Source organism: Desulfosporosinus acididurans, assembly GCF_001029285.1.
GTDB classification, from domain to species: domain Bacteria; phylum Bacillota; class Desulfitobacteriia; order Desulfitobacteriales; family Desulfitobacteriaceae; genus Desulfosporosinus; species Desulfosporosinus acididurans.
The window spans coordinates 170,956-193,493 of sequence record NZ_LDZY01000004.1; the positions used below are offsets into that span (position 1 = coordinate 170,956).

A 22,538-nucleotide genomic window follows, 5' to 3' on the forward strand; every position below is an offset into this window, starting at 1 on the left:
CCTTTGCTAATATCTTGAGGAGAGATATGTGATGTTTGTTCACCTCCACAACCATACGGAGTACAGTCTGCTTGACGGAGCTGCCCGCATTAATAATTTAGTCAAGCGTGCTGCTGAATTGAATATGCCGGCACTGGCAATTACCGATCATGGGGTAATGTATGGAGTCGTTGATTTCTACAAAGCGTGCCGCAAAATGGGCATTAAGCCGATTATCGGATGTGAAGTTTATGTTGCGCCCAATAAGCGGACGGATAAAGTTCCGGGAAGAGATGATAAAAACTACCATCTAGTTCTTCTCGCGGAGAATGAAGAAGGATATCGTAACTTGATCCGCTTAGTATCCATGGCTCATATTGAAGGCTTTTACTATAAGCCTAGAGTAGATAAAGAAATTCTGCACAACTATTCCCGCGGAATTATTGCCCTTAGTGCCTGTTTGGCCGGTGAAGTGGCAGATTTTCTCCTTAATGATCAATTAGAAATGGCAGTTCAAAGCGCGCTGGATTATGAAAGGATTTTTGGCAAAGGTAATTTTTATCTTGAAATTCAGGACCATGGAATTGACAAACAGCTAAAGGTTATGCAGGGAATATGGAAGATTCATGAACTCACGGGAATTCCTATTGCAGCAACTAATGACGTGCATTATGTAAATCGTGACGATGCTCTTGTCCAAGATGCACTGCTGAGTATCCAAACCGGCAAGACCTTAACAGATACCTCGAGAATGAGGTTTTCAAGTCAGGAACTTTTTCTTAAATCAGAACAAGAAATGGCCCTGCTGTTTGGAGAACATCCTGAGGTTTTAGACAATACTGTTAAAATTGCCGAACGTTGTCAGGTAGATTTTAAGTTTGGCGAAAATTTCTTGCCGGTTTTTGACGTTCCCCCCGGATACACCTTAGACGGATATCTGGAAGCTCAATGCCAAGAGGCTTTTCCGCGCTTCTATCCCCAAATGACTAAAAATGAATGTGATCGTTTAGACTATGAGCTTCGAATTATTTCTCAGACCGGCTTTTCGGGATATTTCCTGATTGTTGCTGACTTTTGCCGATTTGCCAGAGAGAACGGGGTAGCTGTCGGTCCGGGACGGGGCTCTGCTGCTGCCAGCATGGTCGCGTACTTGCTTGGAATCACTTCCGTTGAACCACTTAGTCATGATTTGTTGTTCGAACGTTTTTTAAATCCGGAGCGAATTTCTATGCCGGATATTGATATAGATTTTGACCCGGAGGGCCGTGAGCGAGTTATTCGCTATGTGACGGAAAAATACGGTTCAGACAAGGTTTGCCAGATTATTACCTTTGGAACCATGGGGGCCAAAGCAGCTATTCGAGACGGGGGGAGGGTGTTGGCGATTCCTTTGGCCCGTGTGGATAAAGTTGCCAAGGCCATTCCTTCAGATCCGGGTATAACTTTGGAAAAGGCTCTGCAGGTGTCTCCGGATTTAGCTCAAATGGTCGAAGAGGATGAAGAAATTAGGAGGCTTTATAAGCTGGCCCAATCCCTTGAAGGTATGACGAGGCACGCATCTACCCATGCCGCAGGGGTCGTGATTTCTAAAGATCCCTTGATGAATCATTTGCCTCTGCAGAGAACTTCAGAGGATTTTGTAATGACTCAATTTCCTATGAAAATAGTTGAAGAAATTGGGTTGTTAAAGATGGACTTTCTCGGCTTGAGAAATTTAACTATCATCCAAGAGGCAGTGAAACGGGTAGAGGAAACTCAGGGGATCAAACTTGATTTGCGGGCGCTGTCTTTAGATGATCGTAAAACTTATCAACTGCTTGCCTCAGGAAACAGCACTGGGATCTTTCAGTTTGAGTCCGGTGGGATGAGAGCCGTCCTCAAAGAAGTAAAACCAACCTGTTTCGAGGATATTATTGCAGTGGGAGCATTATATCGGCCGGGTCCTATGGATCAGATCCCCGAGTTTATTCGCCGCAAGCATGGGGGCCAAATCACCTACTTACACCCCAAATTAGAACCCATACTTAGATCAACCTACGGAATTATCGTTTATCAGGAACAGGTTATGCAGATTGCCAGAGATTTGGCAGGTTATTCTTTAGGGCGGGCAGATTTGTTAAGACGGGCTATGGGAAAAAAGAAAAAGGAGATTATGGCTGAGGAACGTCAGAACTTTATTTACGGCCTGCAGGATGAAAAGGGACAGTGGCTTATTCCGGGGGCCCTTCGCCTCGGTTTAACCAGTGAAAAGGCTGAAGAAATTTTTGATTTAATGGCCAAGTTTGCGGAATACGGTTTTAATAAAGGGCATGCTACTGCTTATGCTGTGATCTCGTATCAGACAGCTTATTTAAAGGCAAACTATCCCTTAGAATTTATGGCAGCTCTTTTAAGCAGTGTCATGGGTTCTCCCGATAAAATATCGTTCTATATACAGGATGCCAAACAAAATGGAATTGAAGTTCTTCCGCCGGATGTGCAGTACAGTCAAATAGGATTTTCCACAGAAAAAAGGGCCATTCGTTTTGGACTGGGGGCCATCCGCAATGTTGGAGTCAATGTGCTGGAAAAAATCTTGGAAGTCAGACAAGACGGCCCCTTCAAATCTCTTTATGATTTCTGTATGCGCGTGGATCAAAAGGTCTTAAACCGACGTGTTCTGGAAAGCTTAATTCGGTCGGGAGCCATGAGTTCCTTTGGCACTCGGGTTCAGGCCTTGGCAGTTCTCGATCAGGTTCTGGACACTGCTCAGCGGCGGCAAAAAGATCGGAATAATGGTCAATTCTCCCTTTTTGATCTAACCGAAGATATGGACCAAGGAATTACCCTGCCTGAACTGCCCGAGTTTAATGAACGAGAAATTCTGGAGATGGAACGCGAATATTTGGGCCTTTATTTAAGCGGTCATCCCCTTTCGACGGTTATTCCACAACTAAAGCCTTTTGTCTCTTCGGATATTTTGACTTGCCTTGAAAGCGAAGAAGAAAAAAAAGTTGTTCTTGGAGGTCTAGTGACCAGCTTACGGCAAACAGTAACTAAAAAGGGCGAAATGATGGCGAGCTTTATTTTAGAAGATTTGACCAGCGGAATTGAAGTCTTAGTGTTCCCGCGAGTCTTTGCCTTCACTCGGTCCTTGAATAATGACCAAGTGGTTGTTGTAGCCGGCAGGTACAATATTCGCGATGATGAAAAGAAGATCTTTGCCGAGAGGATTACCCGCCTAGAAGAACTTAAACCCTCTGCAGAACTTGTATATGAGACTAAATCTCCAAATTCCTCGGCTCAAGATGCGGGGCAGCGGCTTTTTTTAAGATTTTCCAGCAATGAAAGCAACCACATGGCGGACGTTTTGGAAATTTTGAGACGTTATCCAGGGAATCAGCCAGTTTATTTTTATTTTGCGGATAATCAGAAGGTTATTGAGGGTAATCGTGAGTTTTGGGTAACTGATGATGAGGAATTACGAAATGCTTTGCTTAGGGTTCTGGGTAAAAGTAATGTTGTCTGGAAACCAGGAAAAATTTCACCGAAATAATTTTGTTAGCAGGATTTCTGTGTTTTAAGGCGAAACCCATGAAAATATCCTGATATCTTGGTATCCTGAAATAAAGGAGATTGAATGTGCGAACAGCGATTTATCCGGGAACCTTTGATCCGGTTACGAATGGACATCTTGATATTTTAATTCGTGGCAAGGAACTCTTCGAAGGGGTAACGATTGCCATAGCAGCTGACAGTAAAAAGACGCCCCTGTTTACTCTTGGCGAGAGAATGGAGCTGCTTATTGAAGCTACAAAAGATATGCCCAATGTAAATGTTCGTGTTTTTGAAGGCTTAACAGTGGAATTTGCCCGTAAATGTGGTGCTGTGGCAATTTTGAGAGGTCTGCGCGCTTTATCTGACTTTGAATATGAGTTTCAATTGGCCCTGATGAATAAAAAAATTGCTCCTGATATCGAAACTGTTTTCTTAATGACGCAAAGCAAATATTCATTTATTAGTTCAAGTGCTATAAAATGGGCTTCCAGCTTACATGCCGGAGTATCAGATTTTGTAACACCTAATGTGGAAAAAGCTTTAATGGCCAAATTCTCTAATCTTCGCTCAGAAGTTCATGATGAGGATTTATAATTGGGCCCTTTGTTGCACAATTAATTGGGCTATGGTATCATAATACGGATTTAATAAGGGGGCTATTACTGTGTGGACCGTCATTTATATTGCACCCAACAAGTTAATTGCGGAAAAATATAAAACAATTCTCACAGACGAAGGAATGCTTGTTCAATTAAGACCCATTGGTTCTGCTCATTTGGGGGATCATGCTTCTGTGGAAATTCTTGTACCTGAATCTGAAGCCGATGAAGCCTATGAAATTATTACCGGCGCAATAGGGAGCTAACTATGTTCAAAGATATCTTCCGAAGAACGAAATACGTTACGATTCAATCGGCTCCTGCTCCCAAGCGTACGACGGCTGTAGGTACACGCCAAGAACCTAAAACTGTCAAGAAAGAACTGCCTGACGGGCTGTGGGTAAAATGTCCAAAATGCGGTGAAGTACTTTTCATTAAAGATCTTGAGGAAAATGCACGAGTTTGTACAACTTGTTTCTATCATTTTCGGATTTCCGGTCGAGCTCGTTTAGCGCTGCTAGCTGATGAAAACAGCTTTGAAGAATGGGATTCGGAAATACTTACTCTTGATCCCTTAGAGTTTCCCGGTTATGAAGAGAAACTTCTTGAGGCTCAGGAAAAGGCGGGAATGATTGAAGGGGTTCTTACAGGCCGGGCTATGATTGAGGGAGTTCCTGTTGTTTTAGCTTTTAATGAAGCTAATTTCATGATGGGCAGTATGGGTTCTGTAGTTGGGGAAAAGATTGCTCGGGCAGTTGAACGGGCGATTGATTTACGCCTGCCCGTTGTTATTTTCTCTACTTCCGGCGGTGCCCGAATGCAGGAGGGAATCCTTTCACTCTATCAGATGGCTAAGACAAGTGCAGCTTTGGGACGTTTAGCTGCCAATCATTTGTTATATATTTCGGTACTTACAGATCCAACTTTTGGAGGGGTTACGGCCAGCTATGCTTCTCTTGGTGATATTTTAATTGCTGAACCGAATGCTTTAATAGGATTTACCGGACCAAGAGTCATCAAGCAGACAATGAGGCAAGAATTGCCGGCGGGAGCCCAAACGGCAGAGTTTAACCAAATGCACGGTTTGATCGATCTCATTGTAGAACGTGCTCAAATGCGGTCTACACTGGCACGTTTGTTGCGGTACCATCAGGAAGGGGTTCAGCATGGCGCAACTGTTTGAATTTGAAAAGCCTATTATAGAGCTTGAACGGAAAATAGCGGAACTGCAAAAGTTTTCTGCTGAAAAAGATATTGATCTTTCCCGTGAAGTAGAGACCTTAGAGAAAAAAGTCTCTCTTCTTAAGAAAGAAATTTACGGCAATCTTGAACCGTGGCAAAAAGTCCAGATTGCCCGACATCCAGAGCGACCAAACTTTTACGATTATGCGCCGCTCTTATTTGACGATTTTATTGAACTCAAGGGAGACCGGCTGTATGCTGACGATCAGGCTATTGCCGGCGGAATGGCCCTTTTCCGTGGTGTACCTGTGACGGTGGTCGCTCAAGTTAAAGGAAAAGACACCAAGGAAAACATTAAGCGCAATTTCGGTATGCCCCATCCTGAAGGGTATCGCAAAGCCTTGCGCTTAATGGATCAGGCCGAGAAGTTCGGACGACCGATTTTGACCTTTATTGATACACCTGGTGCAGCCTGCGATTTAGCAGCTGAAGAACGGGGACAAGGTGAAGCTATTGCAAGATGTTTGTTGGCTATGTCCGGGTACCATGTTCCTGTGATCAGTACGGTTATCGGAGAGGGTGGAAGCGGCGGTGCACTGGCACTTGGGGTAGGAAATGTTATTTTAATGCTGGAGAATTCCTTTTACTCTGTCATTGCTCCGGAAAGCTGCGCATCTATTCTTTGGAAAGATACCTCAAAGGCTAAAGAAGCTGCGGCGGCCCTGAAGTTCACAGCTCAAGATCTGTTGAAATTGGGAGTCGCTGACGAAGTAATCAGGGAACCTCAAGGCGGAGCTCATTATAATTCAAGACAGACAGCTGATGAATTGTCAGCGGTTATTGCCAAGTACCTCGTCCGTCTGCGGACAGAGTCTCCTGAAGCCCTGCAGGAGAAACGGTATCAGAAGCTTCGGGCTATTGGTCCGTTCCAAGAAAAATCGATTTAATTCCTAAAAAAAGCTTGACTTAAGTGTTCAAATAAGTTATTATAGTTAAGTCGTATTAATTCATTGCGAATATGATTTGGGCGAGTGGCGGAATGGCAGACGCGTCGGTCTCAAAATCCGATATACGTGAGTATGTGGGGGTTCAAGTCCCCCCTCGCCCACCAAAATGAAATTTTCAAGAGCCTTTAGGGGCTCTATTTTATTATATATATATACTTTATACACTATTTCTTCAGCAAACTTTCAGGAACTCTTCAGTACTAATTCAGCTGCATATAGGAAAATAAATTAAAAACTTTGAGAATGATGTCTGAATAAAGGTTCTATGATTGGGAGGACTTAGGAATGCAGAGCTTAAAAGGTATAAAAATACTTCTTGTAGATGATGAACCTAATATTTTGCAGTTTTTAGAAATGGGACTTCTGAATGAAGGCTTAGAGGTCCAAACGGCTCAAGATGGAATGACAGCGGTTACCCTTGCTAAAGAGTTTCAACCTCACATTATTATCCTGGATGTTATGATGCCGGGCATGGATGGTTTTGAAGTATGCCGAATGCTTAAAAAAACCGAAAATGTAGCGATCATTATGCTCACTGCTAAAGATGAAGTTGACGATCGTGTAAAGGGACTGACTTTGGGCGCGGACGATTATATGATGAAACCATTTAGTTTTGAGGAGCTTTTGGCGCGTATACAAGCGCGAATACGCAATCAATTCCCAAATCTTATGGGAGAGGTAGTCATCGGAGACTTTCGAATCGATGACCGGCGTAAAGAAATTCTCTATCAACAGCGCGTACTGGAGCTTTCAACTACAGAATATGAGCTGCTCAAATTTATGGTGCTGAATCAAGGTATCGTCTTAAGTAAAGCGAAAATTTTAGACAAAGTATGGGGTTATGATTTCGGGGGAGACGAAAATATTGTGGAGGTTTATATTCGGTCTTTGCGAGATAAACTTAATGACAAAGAACACCGCCTAATTCGAACGTTACGCGGAGCGGGATACAGAGTTGACATATCATGACCATAAAAACTCGGCTGAGACGTTATATAGTTCCTAATTCCCTGCGCTTTCAGCTCTTGTCCAGTTCCCTTATGCTCTTGGCTGGATTATTAATCGTTATTGGGTTCTTGCAATACATTTTTATGCAGGGATTTATTTATCAGAATCAGGCCAAAAGCATTCAGAGCCAGATTCAGTCCCTGCCCCCTGATGCTTGGATGATGATGGCCAAAAGTGTTCATGATACCATAGATGTTCCAGATTCAAGTTCGTTGGGGCCTCATCGTCATGGGCCTTTCTTTTTGCTTCAAGACGCCCACATTGCCCTTATCGATCAGAAGGGGACATTAACAGAGCTTACGAATGGCTCCGGGGATGGGGGAACATCCCCTCGTTTAGCAGAGGAAGATTATAAGAATGCTTTGCAAAGCAATGAGCATCATTTATCCTATCAAATTGTCAATCCAACAGGGGAAAATGAGCAGCTTATCGTTCTCCAGACAATTCGCACAAAAAATCATACTCAGGAATTAATTCAGGTGAGTATCAGTACAAAACCTCTAAAGAATATGATGTTGCATCAACTGCTTGTTTTCCTTGGGGTTTCTCTAATCGCTCTTGTCATTGGGATATTAACCTTTATTCCGGTGCTGAGAAAAACACTTGTCCCTCTATCAAACATGGTTGACAAGGTGGAACAAATTGATGCCGGAAATCTTGCTGAACGTATACCGGTTGATCAAGGTCAAGTTGAGATCGATCATTTGGCTAATTCCTTTAATGGGATGCTGCAGCGGATCGAGTCATCCTTCGATGCGGAAATAGAGTCCAAAGAGCAAATGCGCCGCTTTGTTGCTGACGCTTCTCATGAACTGCGAACTCCCTTGACGGCTATTCATGGCTTTTTAGAGGTGCTATTGCGCGGTGCCGTAAATCAACCAGATATGCTTGATCGTTCTTTAAAGAGTATGTACGTAGAATCGGAACGTATGAAGAAGTTGGTCGAAGACCTTCTTTTATTGGCTAAACTTGATCGCTCACCCAATATTCAGAGAAAAGAAGTTGTCTTAGACGATGTTATTAAGGAAATGGCGCCTCAGCTAAGATTATTGGCCGGAGACCGGAAGGTTATCTTAGAACTGGCGTCTGATTTAAGAGGCTGGTTTGATGTTGACCGTCTTAAACAAGTTATCTTAAATCTCTTTCATAATGCGGTTCAACACACCGACTCTGCAAAAGGTGAACTTATAGTTTCGTTAATTAATGTCAAAGGCGGCGTGGAACTGTCTATCCGTGATAATGGTTCAGGGATCTCTGAGAGACATTTACCAAAATTGTTTGATCGTTTTTACCGCAGCGATTCTTCCAGAACTCGAAAATACGGGGGTTCAGGGCTTGGCTTAGCAATTACAAAATCAATTGTGGAACTTCACGGCGGTACAATAAGGGTCGATAGTGTTGTTGACGAAGGAACTGCGTTTTGCGTTTGGCTCCCCCTTACAGAAACATCTGAATAATGGCCATTGTAAAGGACTCTGAACACAGTGATGTATACAGAGTCCTTATTGTTTTCTCCAAATATTCCTCGCCTAAAAACTTTAAGTATCCATATTAACGATTAACCTTGCTTTGAGTCGCGAGACAACAGTGTCTTGACTTGTTGACTAAGGTTATTCAATCATAAGACTCACACTTCTACAAGTGGGAGCGGTTCCCATACCTTGTTTCGCTCCTCAAACGATGTACTGGTGATGATAGAGATTTGATTAGGCTAGAAAAGATTATTTGAGTCAGTGGCAACAGATAAAGATAAAAGGCATAGGGGATGAATCCCATCAAACTAACATTAAGTGTGGCAGTAGGAACAAAGGCTGCAGTGTTCCAGGGGATGACAGCTGCTAAGGGGACTGACGTATTTTCTAAGTCAAGAGCTAATTGAGTCCTTGATGATTGACCATTGGTATAAACGTCGTTCATCAAGGAATGGGTTAAAACGATAGAGATCGTTTGACTGCAGCCGAGAATTGAGGTGAGAAGACTCATGAGTGTCGTCATCAGAAATCTTGCGGACGGTGAATTTATCGTCCTAAGAAATTCATTTAAATCCTTTAAAATGTCTGTTTCAGCAAATAGACCGGCCCAACAGCAGGATACGTAAATAACCACAGATACTTTCCACATCGATAGGATACCACCGCCCTGGAGAATTGCGGAAAGAGGGCTGCCAGCGTGAAGAGTGAAGCCAAATAGAATAAATTTCAGTATTTCAAGAATTTGATAATGTTGTACTTCTAAACTAATAAAAATGGCCAGCAAAATACTGACAACCATAGAGATTTGAACGTCAACTCGAAAAACAGCAAGCACCAAGATCGCCAGGGCAGGCAGCAAAACAATCCAGTGAAGAGTAAATAGAAGAGAAATCTCGTTAATCATCGTAGTCCCGGTGAATCGTAATGGCTGGGAGATTGATAATCCAAGATAGGCTAGAACAGAGAGAAGAAAGGGTAACATCCCTGTGCGAAACATGCCTTTAATATTAGCATACAGGTCAGAATGAGTTAAATGAGCAACTAAATTTGCACTTGAGGACATGGGGGAGCAGCGGTCACCAAAATAGGATCCGGCAATAATGGCTCCTGCCGCAATGTTGCTGTTAATGTGACCGCCTTTCGCCATGATCATCAAAGCTAAGCCAACCGTGCTGACGGTGCCGAAGGAGGTTCCCAGCAAAAAGGAAACTGCAGAGCTGATCAGAAAGGTGTACAGAATGAATAAGTGGGGATTCATCCGGAGCATTCCATAATAAAGAATGGCCGGGGTCGTTCCGGAGGCTATCCAGAGAGAGGTAATAGCACCTACCAGAACAAGAATACGTAAAACAAGGAGAGATTTTTTGCCGCCCCGGTATGACATTCCCATAATCTCTCGAAGGGGATATCCGCGTTGATGTGCAATGCAGGCAAAGTTTAAAAAACATAGAATCAGGGGAAAACCTATAAATATGCCTTTGAGGGTACTAAAGAGGAGAAGGAAAAAAGTAATAAGCACACTGAACAAAAGATACATATTCTTATATTTCACGCTAGGTTTCCTTTCGGTGTCGAAATTTTAAATGGCTCTGATGAATGTAAGAAGTAGTTTTTGTGAACTAATGTTAACTTTATTGTAGCACTGCACTTGATCCTAGAGCAAAAAACAACAAAAAAAATCAACAGGAAGTTGAGAACTTCGGGAAGGGTAGTAGTGTTTGTTAGAAACAAGTGGGTATGATATAGTAAAGTGCGAAGAGAAAGGGGTTTTCACGATGCCGAAAATGCTGATATTAGACGGAAACAGCTTAGCGAATCGCGCTTTCTATGCTTTACCTTTACTAACAACATCCGATGGACGCCCGACCAATGTGCTGCAGGGTTTTCTGACGATGTTATTTCGTCTAGAACAAGAACAACATCCGGACTACTGGGTGGTGGCTTTCGATAAAACCAAGGCAACGGTGCGTATAGAGCAGTACGCAGGGTATAAAGCCCAAAGAAAAGCTACTCCGGAAGGTTTGCGTCCGCAATTTGACTATCTCAAAGAAATTCTCGCCGAATTGGACGTGCCGATGCTGGAACTTGCAGGCTACGAAGCTGATGATCTCATCGCGGCCGTGACAAAGCAAGCTGAAGCGCAGGGGATGCAGATTCAGGTCTACACCGGTGATAGAGATGCTTTACAACTGATCTCGCCTAAGACTCATATTTATTTAACGAAGAAGGGAATCAGCGAGGTTGAATGCTATGATGAGCATGCTTTATGGGAGCGTTATCAGCTGCGTCCTCACCAAATTATTGATTTAAAAGGCTTGATGGGAGATACTTCCGATAATATTCCCGGTGTTCCAGGTGTTGGGGAGAAAACTGCCCTAAAATTGCTTTGGGAATATGAAACAGTCGAGGGCGTTTTAGCGAACGCTGAGAAGGTCTCCGGGAAAAAACTGCAAAGCAGTTTAAAGGAATATGCAGACCAAGCAAGATTAAGTAAAACCTTAGCAACGATGTTAACGGAGATTCCTCTGGAATTTTCCTTGGAGGACTTTATTTATCGGCGGCCTCAAGCCAATAAAGTTCTTCCCGCGTTAAATAAATACGATCTAAGAAATGTCACACGTATATGGCAGGAACGTCATTCCAAGGATGAAGAGGCAAGGCAGGATACTGCAGAAATGTCTCTAGCGACCTGGCCGGTCCGTGAACTTTCTGAAGAAGGCTGGCTAACTCAGATTAAACAATGGCAAAACTCAAAAACCGCCCTTACGTTGACTTGCCGTTATGAGAGAACTGGGCTGCAAGGAGGACGTTGGCTTGAGTGGGGAGTTGCTGTTTCAGGGGAGTCTTTTAAACTGTCCCGCGAAGAAGTATCCTCAAAGGTTTCTGAGGCATGGCTGGAGCTGTTGGCAAATGAACAAGTTCCCAAGATTTTGGCTGATTCAAAAACGGTGGACTTATTACTTGGGAACGAGAATAAGTGCTTAAAGGGAGTGTCCTTTGACCTTGGCTTAGCATCCTATTTGATTCAAGCGTCCCGCACGAAGTTTACTCCCCTGGATTTAGTCAAAGAATATGTTCCTATGCTAGACGCTTTTGATAGTATCGCAGAGGAGGCTGCAGCCCTGGCTCAAGTTGCTCCGAAATATCAAAAGGACATCGAAAATTTGGGCTTGGAAGATTTGCTGCATACGATTGAAGAGCCTTTAAGTCTGGTCTTGGCTCAAATGGAGCGTCAAGGGATTGGCATTGATATTGAGCAATTGAAACATTTCGGTGAAGGAATCAGTATTACCTTAAAACAGTTGGAACAAGACATCTATGATTTAGCCGAATCGTCCTTTAACATTAATTCTCCGAAACAGTTAGGAACGATATTGTTTGAAAAACTCGGATTAGTCGCCGCTAAAAAGACTAAAACGGGATATTCCACAGATGCTGAGACGTTGGAAGAGCTTCGCTCGGCCCATCCGGTTATCGAGAAAATTTTAGATTATCGCCAGCTGAATAAACTTATGTCAACCTATGTCAATGGGCTACTTGCCCAAGAGAAAGAGGGCAGAATTCATACGACCTTTCAGCAGACCGTTACGGCAACGGGACGACTGTCCAGTACGGAGCCGAACTTGCAAAACATCCCTATTCGCTTGGAACAAGGGCGGCAGTTAAGAAAAATCTTCCATGCAACTGAACCGGGCTATCTCCTTCTTTCGGCAGATTATTCTCAGATTGAACTGCGTATTTTGGCCCACTATTCGCAAGATCCCCTGCTCTGCGAGTCTTTTGCCTTAGGTCAAGATGTTCATACGAGAACTGCTGCCGAAGTTTTTGGAGTTTCCCTGGAAGCAGTTACCTCAGATATGCGCAGAAGCGCCAAGGCTGTCAATTTTGGGCTCGTTTATGGTTTAACCGAGTTCGGCTTGTCCAGGGATTTGGGAATTCCCCGCAAAGAGTCTAAGTTTTATATAGAACAATATTTTAAACGTTACAGCGGCGTAAAATACTATTTGGAAAGTATAGTCGCTCAAGCTAAACAAGATGGACAAGTCCGTACTTTATTTAATCGCCTGCGCCGGATTCCCGAATTATATCATGCTAACAGAGTCCAAAGGCAGCTTGGAGAAAGGATTGCTATGAATACGCCGGTTCAGGGAACAGCGGCAGATATTATGAAATTGGCGATGATTCAAGTCGCAGAAGGAATAAAACCCTATCGAGCTGCTGTTCTCCTGCAGGTCCATGACGAACTGCTGCTCCAAGTTGCTCCGGAAGATTTGAAGAAGGTAGCTCTGATTTTAAAAGAAACTATGGAAAATGCTTTTCCTTTATCAGTTCCCATGACTGTCGATTGCAAAGTCGGACCAAATTGGTATGATATGAAACCATATCAGCCTAATGATAACAAGGAGTAATCATGCCAGAATTACCAGAAGTTGAAACTATTCGACGAACTTTAGCAGCACACATTAAAGATTCAAGGATAAAAGACATATCTCTCATTTGGCCCTCCGCTGTCTGCGGCTGGAAGGATAAAGGTTTTAAAGAACTAGTCCTGGGACGACGTATAACACGTCTTGACCGGCGGGGAAAATATCTCCTCATCCGCTTGGATGAGGAGATGACCTTAATTGCCCATATGCGTATGACGGGGCGGCTAAATTATTATCCGGATCATAGAGAACCGGAAAAGCATACTCATGTAGTTTTTACCTTGGAGCATGGCGAAGTGCATTTTTCGGATGTCCGAAAATTTGGCAGAATACAAGCTATTCCAACGTCACTCTGTATCCAAGAGTCCTCACTAAGTAAGCTTGGCCCGGAACCCTTGGAACCTGAATTTACACCAATCGTGCTCAAGGATCATTTAGCCAAGAAAAGAGTTGCCCTTAAGGCTGCCTTGTTGGATCAGTGTGTCCTTGCCGGATTAGGGAACATTTATGTAGATGAATCTTTATTTCGAGCGGGAATATCTCCGCAGCGGCAGGCCAATACTCTTTCGGAAGAGGAAATCAAGCAGCTGCATAAGTCAATACAAGACGTCTTACAAGCGGGTATTGATGCCCGAGGGACTTCTTTTAGAGATTACCGAGATGCCAATGGAGAAAAGGGACAGTTTGAACAGGCTCTCCAGGTTTATGGCAGAGGGGGAAAGCCCTGTCGTATTTGTGGTAAAACTTTAGAACGCCTGCGTTTGGCTGGTCGTACAACGGTCTATTGTCCAAAATGCCAGAAGTAACATTACTCAGCGGTAACATCTAATCAGCCCGTTTTGAAGGGCTGTTTTTAGTGGGTAAGTTATCGATGAAAATCTGAGGTAAGTACGAGGTATGCACAATGGAAAAGCAAATTGGCCCCCAAAATACTAACAAAATATCTTTCAATCGGGAATATCCATCCACATTTACAGATATAATTCTCCCTAAACTTCGAGCCGACTGTGAAAATTGCTTTGGTTTGTGCTGTGTTGCACTCTATTTTTCGGCTTCAGAAGGTTTTCCGATCGACAAAAAGGCTGGTCAGCCTTGTCTTAACCTGCAATCTGATTTTCGTTGCCGCATTCATAAAGATCTTCAGGAACGCGGCTTAAAAGGATGTCTTGCTTTTGACTGCTCTGGCGCCGGTCAGAAGGTTTCCCAGGTCAGCTATGCCGGAAAGGATTGGCGAACAGCCTCGGAATCGGCAAAACAAATGTTTGAGGTATTTCTAATTATGCGGCAGCTTCATGAATTACTTTGGTATTTAACTGAAGCGCTGACTTTAAAGGCTGCCTTTCCTATTCATGGCGGAATCAGCACTATGCTTGAAGAGATAGAGACCTTGACGCAGCTGAGACCGGATTTAGTTCTGGGACTTGACGTTGCTGCCCTTCGAGCTGATGCCAATGTATTGCTCCTAAAAGCCAGCGAACTTCTACGCACTGATGCCTGCCTGGAGCAAAAAGTTCATGCAGGGCGGCGAAAGACATTTTCACGGGGAGCTGATCTTATTGGCAAAGATTTAAGGAAGTTTGATCTTAGAGGGGCTAATTTAAGGGGAGCTTTTCTTATTGCTGCAGACCTGAGAGGAGCCGACCTCAGCGGTACAGATTTTATCGGTGCTGATTTTCGTGACACAGACATAAGAGGAGCTGATTTAAGTAAGAGCATTTTTCTTACACAAGGACAAATAAACGCCGCCAAAGGTGATAACAGCACCCTGTTGCCATACTCACTGCTTCGCCCAGCTTCTTGGAATCATAAGCTTGGAACCATAGGATAGAAACGACTGATCCATCATCCTTGAAAGGGCGGCATCTGTTCTGGATTATAATTACTAATTTAAAAGGACCGGATACCCGGTCCTTTGTGAATATTATCCAGTGCCCACAGGACACTTTCGTCACCGAAGCCCTGATGTTCAGCTATAGCTGAATGAGTTCACTTTGTTCTGTGTAAAATTATAAAACCCTTTGAGCCCCTTTATAGGCGTTTAGCCAATAGGATGAAGTCAGTGGGTAAATGGCCACACCTTTGTGAGTTGTAGCACTAATGAATTGTGAGTTACCGAGATAAATACCTACATGGTCAATGGTTCCGTTTCCAGCTGTGGAGAAAAAGACTAAATCACCAGGTTTCAGGTCTCCATAGGATACTGAAGTTCCGACCTTTGCCTGATCCTGACTGGTACGAGGCAGATTAATCCCCTGGGAAGCGAAAACATATTGAGTAAAACCGGAACAGTCAAAACCACTAGAAGTAGTGCCTCCCCATAAATACGGTGTTCCAAGCAGACTTTTGGCTTTGGCAATGATCCCATCAATTTGAGAGGAATTTGTGGCAGGAGCTTGGGTAGTTAGATCCTTATCTAAGGCGCTTTGAGTCAGCGGGCCAACGATTCCATCTACTTGGAGATGATCATTTTGTTGGAAATTCTCGACAGCTGAAAATGTTTTGGAACCGAAAATTCCGTCGATTGGGCCAACAGTATATCCCAAATTAACTAATTCCTTTTGCAAGGTTACGACATTATTACCAGTTGAGCCAAATCTCATAAGGGTTGCTGCCTGAACTGTCGGTGTGAAAGTTACCAGGCTTGTAAAGATAAATGTACTGGCTGCTAAAAGCTTAAGTGTTTGACTCCATTTTTTAGATGAATAATTCTGCTGCATTTTTGCCTCCTAATGAATTTTATCACTTTTTAGGTTTTCCGCTGCAATGTTCATGGACAAGTTATGGTTTAAATCTTAGCATCTAAAAACTCATGTGAAAAGTAAAGGTTGTTGGTTTAATATCCGTATTTTTCCTTCATATTAAATTTTTAATAAACATGTTTCGCATAATAAATATAAACTCTTAGTGAACTCGTTTACGCTAAAGCTGAACATCGGGGCTTCAGATACAATAATGTCCAGTGGACATTATTGCCGAGCTGCCTTTCCCAATAGGAATACTTAGCGGCGAAGGAGGACTCTACCCCACCTGAAGTTATCGAAGGACCTACCACCACTTATAGAAGTGTGGGTCTTAAAAACTGGATAAGCAAAGGAAGTTAACAAAACCCTGCATAAATAGTGGCTTAAATCCTCCACTTATATGCAGGGTCTTGTTTATAAAAAGGATAGATTTTCATTATGCAACGGACTCAGTAATCGCCAATCTTCACTTCATATATTCCCAACTCTCATTTGCTTGCTAAATCTGCTTGCTGAGCAGATGATTCAAGGTTTAGTCCTATTGCTTCCGGTTCGCGGCTCATCCGGGATAACAGAAGCACGGCTATCCAAACTATGGCAAAACCAACCCATTGTCCCAGATCAATAGTCTGATGTAAAATCAGCCAGTTAAGAAGTAAGCCAGTTGCAGGAAAGGCAAGTTCCGCGATGGTGGCATGAGAGGCCTTGACGCCATCTAACCCACGGTAGTAAAGAAGTAAACTTACAAGGCTTGGTACGAGCGTTTGAAACAAAAGGTTTGCCCAAACAGGTGCCAGACTAAGGGCTTGACCGATGATAAGCCAGTTTGGATGTTGGACTAAGATAATTACTGTCAACAAAGGCAGAGCAACAGCGAAGCGAAGTGCCGTTAAAGTAGTAAACGACAATTTGCCAACGAGATGTTTACCCATCACTGTAGATCCCCCCCAAAGTGCGGCAGCACCGATGGCAAATAAGGACCCAATTAGCTGTGAGGTATTAGCAGCGGTAGTTGGAATGTGCAGGCCAAAGGTGAGTAAGTAGGCACCGATGAGTGCAGCAATAAATAATTTCCAATAGTTTTTCCGCAGTTGCTCCTTAAGTACCCAGGCGGCAAGCAGGACGGCAAAAATAGGCTGCAGTTTTTGCAGAATGAGAACAACATTCGGGTTGCCGTAAGTAAATCCGGCAGTAAACAGGATCGAAGCTATAGCAGATCCGCCCCAGCTGATGAATATGACGGCTAACCAGTCAGCGAGCTTTAATTGGCGCAGTTCCTGACGTTTCCAAATAAGCACCGGAGCAGCGAAGAGGAACAATAATAAATGTTCCATCCAGACAATTTGAGAGGACGTCACATAGTGGAGCAATGTAACAATAAAGACACCGTCAAGTCCCCACATGGCTGCTCCAAGGGCGATCCACCAAATGGCCCAAGGAGATGATTGCTTTTTTTGTATCAAATTCAAACCCTCCATATCTTTTGCATGTATTTGAATTGAACCTTCACATGTCACAAAGAGAAAATTGTGCATGAAAAATACCCCGAGAAACAATTCTTTTCACGAGGCATATACGAGGAACCAGGATAGCAGCTTGGCTAAACCTAGTTTTAACCTTCTCTCGTCCGGACTTTACCGTCGGCCTTGGAATTTCACCAAGTCAGTCGATGCATCGTCAAAGACGCATCGAGTCGCGGGCTGAATTGCACATGCAATCGTCACCGCCGGTAGGGAATCTCACCCTGCCCCGAAGGATCAAATTCAATTAATGAAAGTATAACAGAATTTACAGTTCTAGGGTAGCCTTTATTTTATTAAAACATTAATTCTTGTCTCGGACTTCACAGGTCGAGATTCCCAAAATAGCGCTTACCGGACAATATCGCAGTAATCCTGTTGCTATTCCCAGGAGTCCGATAATCCCCCACCAGCTTTTGAAGGCCAAACCTAAAAGTATAATAATTGTTCCTATGATAATTCTAACAATTTGCTCAGTTTTCCCAACATTACATTTCATACAATCACCTCCTTATTATTTTGCCCAATATCTTGAAGAGTTAATGCAATCTAAGAAAGAGTCTGCATGAGAAGAAACAATAATATGGCTTAAAACAACAACATTAAAATTAGAGGGGATTTTTTAAAGACAGCGAATTAACTTGGTGGAGATCTTTGAAAGGAGGAATTTTTTTTGGCGAAAAAGCGAAGTTTAACCAGGGCAATAATGGAAACTGCAGAAATTCTGATATTTGCCTTTATATTATCGTGGGGTTTACGAAGTAATGTGGTGGAAGCGGCAACAATACCGACGCCATCGATGATGCCTACCATTCATGAACAGGATAGAGTGATTGTAGACAAGTTGTTTTATAAATTCACTGGAATACAAAGGGACGACATCATTGTTTTTAACCCTCCCAAGAACTTGGATTCCAGTGGCGACTATTGGATCAAGCGAGTTATTGGCTTGCCGGGAGATAAAGTTCAAATTACGGGCGGAAAGGTCTATCTTAATGGTCAGCCTTTGACAGAACCCTTCGAAATGGAAGCTCCTGATTATAATTACGGTCCTGTAATTGTTCCCAAAGATTCATATTTTTTACTTGGCGATAATCGCAATCATAGTCTCGACAGTCATTATTGGGGAGCTTTGCCCGCCAAAGAGGTCGAAGGAAAAGCAGTTTTAAGATATTGGCCCTTGCAGCGGTTTGGAACGATAGCTAAGTAATAAGTGATTAGAAAGATTTATGATAAGGGAGACTTTCTGGAAATGGAAAGGACTCTCTTCTTTATTGGTTTCCTGAATTTTAGTTAGAAAGATGGGGGATCATTTGACAAAGACGTCTCTCCAATCATTTCTGCCGATAATTGATTATACGTCCCGCATTTTAGTTCTCGGTTCAATGCCCAGTGTACAGTCTCTAAGGGAACAACAATATTATGCCAATCCTCGGAATCAGTTCTGGAGGATTATATATACTATTTTTTCCGCGTCTCTGGAGTCTGATTATATCCGGAGAATCGAGTTTATTAGGAGTAAGAGAATTGCCTTGTGGGATGTTATTGCTACCTGTCACAGAGAAGGAAGTTTAGATTCCAAGATCAAGGGTGAAAAAGCGAATGATTTCCATCAGCTATTCAATACCTATACAAACCTGGAGCTGGTGGTGTTTAATGGATCGAAGGCTTACGCAACATTTAGAAAACAGGTAGGATTTGACTTCACCAATGTAAGCTTCAAGCAATTGCCTTCAACTAGTCCTGCCAACACTATAAAGCTGGAAGAAAAAATTTGTCAGTGGTCGATTATCCGTAGTTTTTTAGACAATTAGTAGGCAATGATGATTTTGGCAATTTGTTAAGCATTATTCTTTAACTCAGGGTCTAGATCATGATTGCACCTTGGATATTCCATAGTTAGTATTAAATACGCTATAATTATAAGTTCGCTTAAATTATTCAATGAAACAAGGAGGACAATTCTATCATGACCTACAAAGCTGTCATTTTTGATCTCGATGGGACCTTAGTTAACTCCCTTGAGGATATTGCTGATTCAATGAACCTGGTTTTGAAAACCTTAGACATGAAAGTGCACAACCTGGAAGATTATAAATACTTTATTGGAAATGGGATCAGAAATCTGGTTAGTCGAGCTTTGCCTGAACAATCCAGAGAAGAAACCTTCATTACAGAATGTTTCGATCTGATGATGAAGGAATATCGCGAGAGATGCCTTGAAAAAACAAGACCTTATGAGGGTATCCCTGAGCTGCTTGATGAATTGACAAGACGTAAACTCAAGCTTTGCGTTCTGTCTAATAAGGTCGATGAACTGACTCAAAAAGTTGTGTCAGCTCTTCTTGCGAATTGGAAGTTTGAAGTTGTTTTGGGACCTAGGGAAGATATTCCTAGGAAGCCTGATCCCACAGGCGCTTTCTATATCAGCAAGCAATTAAATATCCCTCAGGCTGAGATTATTTATCTGGGAGATTCAGGCGTTGATATGCAAACGGCAGCTACTGCCAAGATGTACGCGGTGGGAGCTCTTTGGGGCTATCGCAGGAGAGAGGAGTTAAGCCAAAACGGTGCCCAATCTTTAATTAACCATCCCTTAGAATTTTTAGAGCTCTTATAGGAAATAATTGTTACGAGAAGGAATCTTTAGCATAATATGACCTTCCTTCGGACATCTTAGTTATTTAGAGAATTATTTAGACGATAGTGTTTGGTTCGGAGGGGTTACTGTGCGAGTTTTAGCCTTTTTACTCGCGTTAACGATTCTTTTTCTTTTAAGCTTAGCAATAAAAGCGGAGGTTGATTTTCGCTATCGGCGAGTGGAGGAAAAAGATCATCTGGAAATTGATTTTCGAGCATTACATGGGATTTGGCATACTCAATATCAAATTCCAACACTCCAATTGGAATGGGAAAAAGGTCCGGAATTAGAAGTAGATCAAGTCGCTGAAGGAAAGGGCGGCAGGCGAAAAGCAAAATCAAGCGTACGTTTTCGATATTTCCGCGGAGGATGGATCTATCGGCTTTGGCCTAAGCTGCAAATTTATGTTCATCGATTAGTTTGGCTAAAGAACAAGTTTTATGGCGGAATCCATTGCAAAACTATTAAATGGCGAATTGAGATTGGCTTCAAGGATGCGGCTCAAACAGCGATGGCTGCGGGAGCTTTTTGGAGCCTGTTTGGATTTGCCCTGGCCCGTCTCTACAAACAAGTTATCGTGGAGGCTAAGAATCCTGAACTTGTGGTCGTTCCACAATTTAAAAAAGAAGGATTTTTATGTGATATCCAATGCATATTCCAATTAAGAATCGGTCATATTATTTTTGTTGGATTTAAAGCTGTGCGTAGTTTCAAGCGGGCTAGAAGGGGGTAGTAGCATGGGTAATCATCCTATAGAATTATTGATGAAAACAGCCATGGAAAGTATCCAGCAAATTGTTGACGTTAATACCATTATTGGTGACCCGGTAGAAACCCATGATGGATCCGTTATTATTCCAATATCACGGGTAGCGTGTGGTTTTGCAGCAGGGGGCAGCGAATTTTCCCCGCCCGATCAGCAAAAAGAGAACGGAAATAATTCAGGGGATTCGGCAAACCAACTTCCTTTTGGAGGCGGCGCAGGTGCCGGAGTATCCGTACAACCCGTCGGTTTCTTAGTCGTTGGCAATGGAACCATCCGCCTGCTGCCTGTCGACAGCAATGTCGTCATCGATCGTATCTTAGATACGGTTCCAGATCTTTTAGACAAACTGTCAGGAATGCTTCACAAAAAGAAGAAGACTTCAGATGAAATTATACTGGCCAGAGAATAAGTTCTAGCCGCCCAAATACATAGGCAATATTCAATAAAAGAACGAGAAGATCTCGTTCTTTTTTGTCCGCCCTTTTCATAGATTTTTTCAAGGGGGGTGGGCTATGGTTAACCTCATCTGGCTGATTATGTTAGTCATTGGCATTTTGATTTCAGCAATTAATGGACAGATAGAAATTGTCACAGTTTCGGCTATGAAAGCTGCCGAATTAGGGGTAGAGGTAGCCATTGAACTTATCGGAGTAATGAGTTTATGGTTAGGGTTGATGCGTTTAGCCGAAGAAGCGGGAATTGTAAAGGGAATCGCTCGTCTTTTTGGGCCCGTCGTTCGCCTCTTATTCCCCACCCTAAAACCGGATAGTCCGGCTCTTGGAGCCATAATTATGAACTTAAGCGCCAACATTTTGGGATTGGGAAATGCAGCGACTCCTTTTGGACTAAAAGCTATGCAGGAATTGCAAAAGGAAAATCCCACGCCGGAAACGGCAAGTCCTGCGATGATAACATTTCTCGCCCTAAACACCTCGTGTATAACTCTAATACCCGCGACAATTATTGGGGTAAGGCTGAAGGCTAATTCGGCTAATCCAACAGAAATTATCGGAACAACTATTGTTGCAACGGGGTGTGCTATGACCTCGGCTATTATTGTGGATTATCTTTTACGTAGGAGGGCAGCCAAATGAAGGCAATTGCTGAAATTTCACGTTGGGCGATTCCGCTGCTTCTTTTGTTTATCCCGGTGATTGCCTTTTTACGTAAAGTACCTGTTTATGAATCCTTTGTGGCAGGAGCCGAGGAAGGGTTTAATACCGGTGTTCGCATACTTCCGTTTTTAATTGGCATGTTGGTATCAATTCGAATCTTTGTTGATTCGGGAGCTTTGAACATCCTGGCCCATTGGCTGCAGCCGATATTTGCTTATTTCGGATTGGATTCCAACGTCGCGGCAATTATTCCTTTAGCAATAATGCGTCCTTTAAGCGGATCGGGTGCCCTTGGAGTAGCGACTCAACTGATAAACCAATATGGTCCTGACTCTTATATAGGACGTTTAGCGTCTACCCTTCAAGGAAGCACAGACACAACATTTTTTGTGTTAACGATCTATTTTGGATCGGTAGGCATACGAAAGTATCGCTATGCTCTTAAATTGGGATTATTGGCCGATTTTATAGGCTTAATTGCTTCGATTTGGATTGTTACAAAAACGTTTTAATGAGTAATTTTTGCGCATACTAACAATATCCG

Annotated in this window: 21 protein-coding genes, 1 tRNA gene and 1 riboswitch; of the genes, 18 read left to right on the forward strand and 4 right to left on the reverse strand. The window is 42.9% G+C overall.

The window, feature by feature from the left end; all coding sequences use genetic code 11:
* Nucleotides 1-31 precede the first annotated feature (31 nt).
* From DEAC_RS06445 to DEAC_RS06480, 8 genes are all read left to right on the forward strand, one after another.
* The gene (locus DEAC_RS06445) at nucleotides 32-3,514 is read left to right on the forward strand and encodes a DNA polymerase III subunit alpha (RefSeq protein WP_242847087.1); all 3,483 of its coding nucleotides are present in this window, start codon (nucleotides 32-34) and stop codon (nucleotides 3,512-3,514) included.
* A gap of 86 nt (nucleotides 3,515-3,600) precedes the next feature.
* Nucleotides 3,601-4,110, forward strand: coding sequence for a pantetheine-phosphate adenylyltransferase (gene coaD / locus DEAC_RS06450; protein WP_047809208.1), 510 nt, complete (start codon nucleotides 3,601-3,603; stop codon nucleotides 4,108-4,110).
* 70 nt (nucleotides 4,111-4,180) lie between these two features.
* Nucleotides 4,181-4,381: a putative signal transducing protein gene (locus DEAC_RS06455; protein ID WP_047809209.1), complete on the forward strand. Its 201-nt coding sequence runs from the start codon at nucleotides 4,181-4,183 to the stop codon at nucleotides 4,379-4,381.
* 2 nt (nucleotides 4,382-4,383) lie between these two features.
* Nucleotides 4,384-5,298 (forward strand): acetyl-CoA carboxylase, carboxyltransferase subunit beta, encoded by a 915-nt coding sequence (gene accD / locus DEAC_RS06460; protein WP_047809210.1) that lies wholly within the window; start codon nucleotides 4,384-4,386, stop codon nucleotides 5,296-5,298.
* Nucleotides 5,282-6,244, forward strand: coding sequence for an acetyl-CoA carboxylase carboxyltransferase subunit alpha (locus DEAC_RS06465; protein WP_047809211.1), 963 nt, complete (start codon nucleotides 5,282-5,284; stop codon nucleotides 6,242-6,244). The genes accD and DEAC_RS06465 overlap by 17 nt, the downstream gene beginning before the upstream one ends.
* A gap of 78 nt (nucleotides 6,245-6,322) precedes the next feature.
* Nucleotides 6,323-6,408: transfer RNA gene (locus DEAC_RS06470), tRNA-Leu, on the forward strand.
* A 181-nt stretch (nucleotides 6,409-6,589) separates the two neighbouring features.
* The gene (locus tag DEAC_RS06475) at nucleotides 6,590-7,273 is read left to right on the forward strand and encodes a response regulator transcription factor (RefSeq protein WP_047809212.1); all 684 of its coding nucleotides are present in this window, start codon (nucleotides 6,590-6,592) and stop codon (nucleotides 7,271-7,273) included.
* A complete protein-coding gene (locus DEAC_RS06480) occupies nucleotides 7,270-8,769 on the forward strand; it encodes a sensor histidine kinase (protein WP_047809213.1) in 1,500 nt (499 codons plus the stop codon). Before DEAC_RS06475 ends, DEAC_RS06480 begins: the two co-directional genes overlap by 4 nt.
* 178 nt (nucleotides 8,770-8,947) lie before the next feature.
* Here the strand turns inward: DEAC_RS06480 and DEAC_RS06485 are convergent, their stop codons facing one another.
* Nucleotides 8,948-10,168 carry a Na+/H+ antiporter NhaC family protein gene (locus DEAC_RS06485; RefSeq protein ID WP_345788152.1) on the reverse strand — a complete coding sequence of 407 codons (1,221 nt, stop codon included), beginning with the start codon at nucleotides 10,166-10,168 and terminating at the stop codon, nucleotides 8,948-8,950.
* 391 nt (nucleotides 10,169-10,559) lie between these two features.
* Here DEAC_RS06485 and polA point away from each other — a divergent pair, with 391 nt between their 5' ends.
* The 3 genes from polA to DEAC_RS06500 all read left to right on the forward strand — a co-directional run bounded on the left by polA (nucleotide 10,560) and on the right by DEAC_RS06500 (nucleotide 15,039).
* A complete protein-coding gene (gene polA, locus DEAC_RS06490; protein WP_047809214.1) occupies nucleotides 10,560-13,193 on the forward strand; it encodes a DNA polymerase I in 2,634 nt (877 codons plus the stop codon).
* A gap of 2 nt (nucleotides 13,194-13,195) precedes the next feature.
* The gene (gene mutM, locus DEAC_RS06495; RefSeq protein WP_047809215.1) at nucleotides 13,196-14,017 is read left to right on the forward strand and encodes a bifunctional DNA-formamidopyrimidine glycosylase/DNA-(apurinic or apyrimidinic site) lyase; all 822 of its coding nucleotides are present in this window, start codon (nucleotides 13,196-13,198) and stop codon (nucleotides 14,015-14,017) included.
* Nucleotides 14,018-14,115: 98 nt separating this feature from the next.
* Complete coding sequence (locus DEAC_RS06500; protein ID WP_083995944.1) at nucleotides 14,116-15,039, forward strand: pentapeptide repeat-containing protein; 924 nt, start codon at nucleotides 14,116-14,118, stop codon at nucleotides 15,037-15,039.
* A gap of 178 nt (nucleotides 15,040-15,217) precedes the next feature.
* On the opposite strand, the gene DEAC_RS06505 is transcribed toward DEAC_RS06500, so the two are convergent.
* The 3 genes from DEAC_RS06505 to DEAC_RS06515 all read right to left on the reverse strand — a co-directional run bounded on the left by DEAC_RS06505 (nucleotide 15,218) and on the right by DEAC_RS06515 (nucleotide 17,971).
* A complete protein-coding gene (locus DEAC_RS06505; RefSeq protein WP_047809216.1) occupies nucleotides 15,218-15,928 on the reverse strand; it encodes a C40 family peptidase in 711 nt (236 codons plus the stop codon).
* A 512-nt stretch (nucleotides 15,929-16,440) separates the two neighbouring features.
* Complete coding sequence (locus tag DEAC_RS06510) at nucleotides 16,441-17,430, reverse strand: DMT family transporter (RefSeq protein WP_427846258.1); 990 nt, start codon at nucleotides 17,428-17,430, stop codon at nucleotides 16,441-16,443.
* 133 nt (nucleotides 17,431-17,563) lie between these two features.
* Nucleotides 17,564-17,713, reverse strand: a riboswitch (FMN riboswitch).
* A gap of 63 nt (nucleotides 17,714-17,776) precedes the next feature.
* A complete protein-coding gene (locus DEAC_RS06515) occupies nucleotides 17,777-17,971 on the reverse strand; it encodes a YgaP family membrane protein (protein ID WP_047809217.1) in 195 nt (64 codons plus the stop codon).
* 174 nt (nucleotides 17,972-18,145) lie between these two features.
* Between DEAC_RS06515 and lepB the strand changes: the two genes are divergently transcribed.
* The 7 genes from lepB (at nucleotide 18,146) to DEAC_RS06550 (ending at nucleotide 22,506) form a co-directional block, all read left to right on the forward strand.
* Entirely contained in the window at nucleotides 18,146-18,682 is a 537-nt protein-coding gene (gene lepB, locus DEAC_RS06520; protein WP_083995946.1) for a signal peptidase I, read from the forward strand.
* A gap of 103 nt (nucleotides 18,683-18,785) precedes the next feature.
* Entirely contained in the window at nucleotides 18,786-19,286 is a 501-nt protein-coding gene (locus DEAC_RS06525; protein ID WP_242847088.1) for a DNA-deoxyinosine glycosylase, read from the forward strand.
* A gap of 155 nt (nucleotides 19,287-19,441) precedes the next feature.
* On the forward strand, nucleotides 19,442-20,092 hold the full coding sequence (locus DEAC_RS06530; protein ID WP_047809219.1) for an HAD family hydrolase: 651 nt from the start codon (nucleotides 19,442-19,444) through the stop codon (nucleotides 20,090-20,092).
* A 109-nt stretch (nucleotides 20,093-20,201) separates the two neighbouring features.
* A complete protein-coding gene (locus tag DEAC_RS06535) occupies nucleotides 20,202-20,846 on the forward strand; it encodes a DUF2953 domain-containing protein (protein ID WP_047809220.1) in 645 nt (214 codons plus the stop codon).
* A 4-nt stretch (nucleotides 20,847-20,850) separates the two neighbouring features.
* Nucleotides 20,851-21,288, forward strand: a complete 438-nt coding sequence (ytfJ, locus tag DEAC_RS06540; RefSeq protein WP_047809221.1) for a GerW family sporulation protein — start codon at nucleotides 20,851-20,853, stop codon at nucleotides 21,286-21,288.
* A gap of 103 nt (nucleotides 21,289-21,391) precedes the next feature.
* Complete coding sequence (locus DEAC_RS06545) at nucleotides 21,392-21,973, forward strand: nucleoside recognition domain-containing protein (protein WP_047809222.1); 582 nt, start codon at nucleotides 21,392-21,394, stop codon at nucleotides 21,971-21,973.
* The gene (locus DEAC_RS06550; RefSeq protein ID WP_047809223.1) at nucleotides 21,970-22,506 is read left to right on the forward strand and encodes a spore maturation protein; all 537 of its coding nucleotides are present in this window, start codon (nucleotides 21,970-21,972) and stop codon (nucleotides 22,504-22,506) included. The genes DEAC_RS06545 and DEAC_RS06550 overlap by 4 nt, the downstream gene beginning before the upstream one ends.
* Nucleotides 22,507-22,538 lie beyond the last annotated feature (32 nt).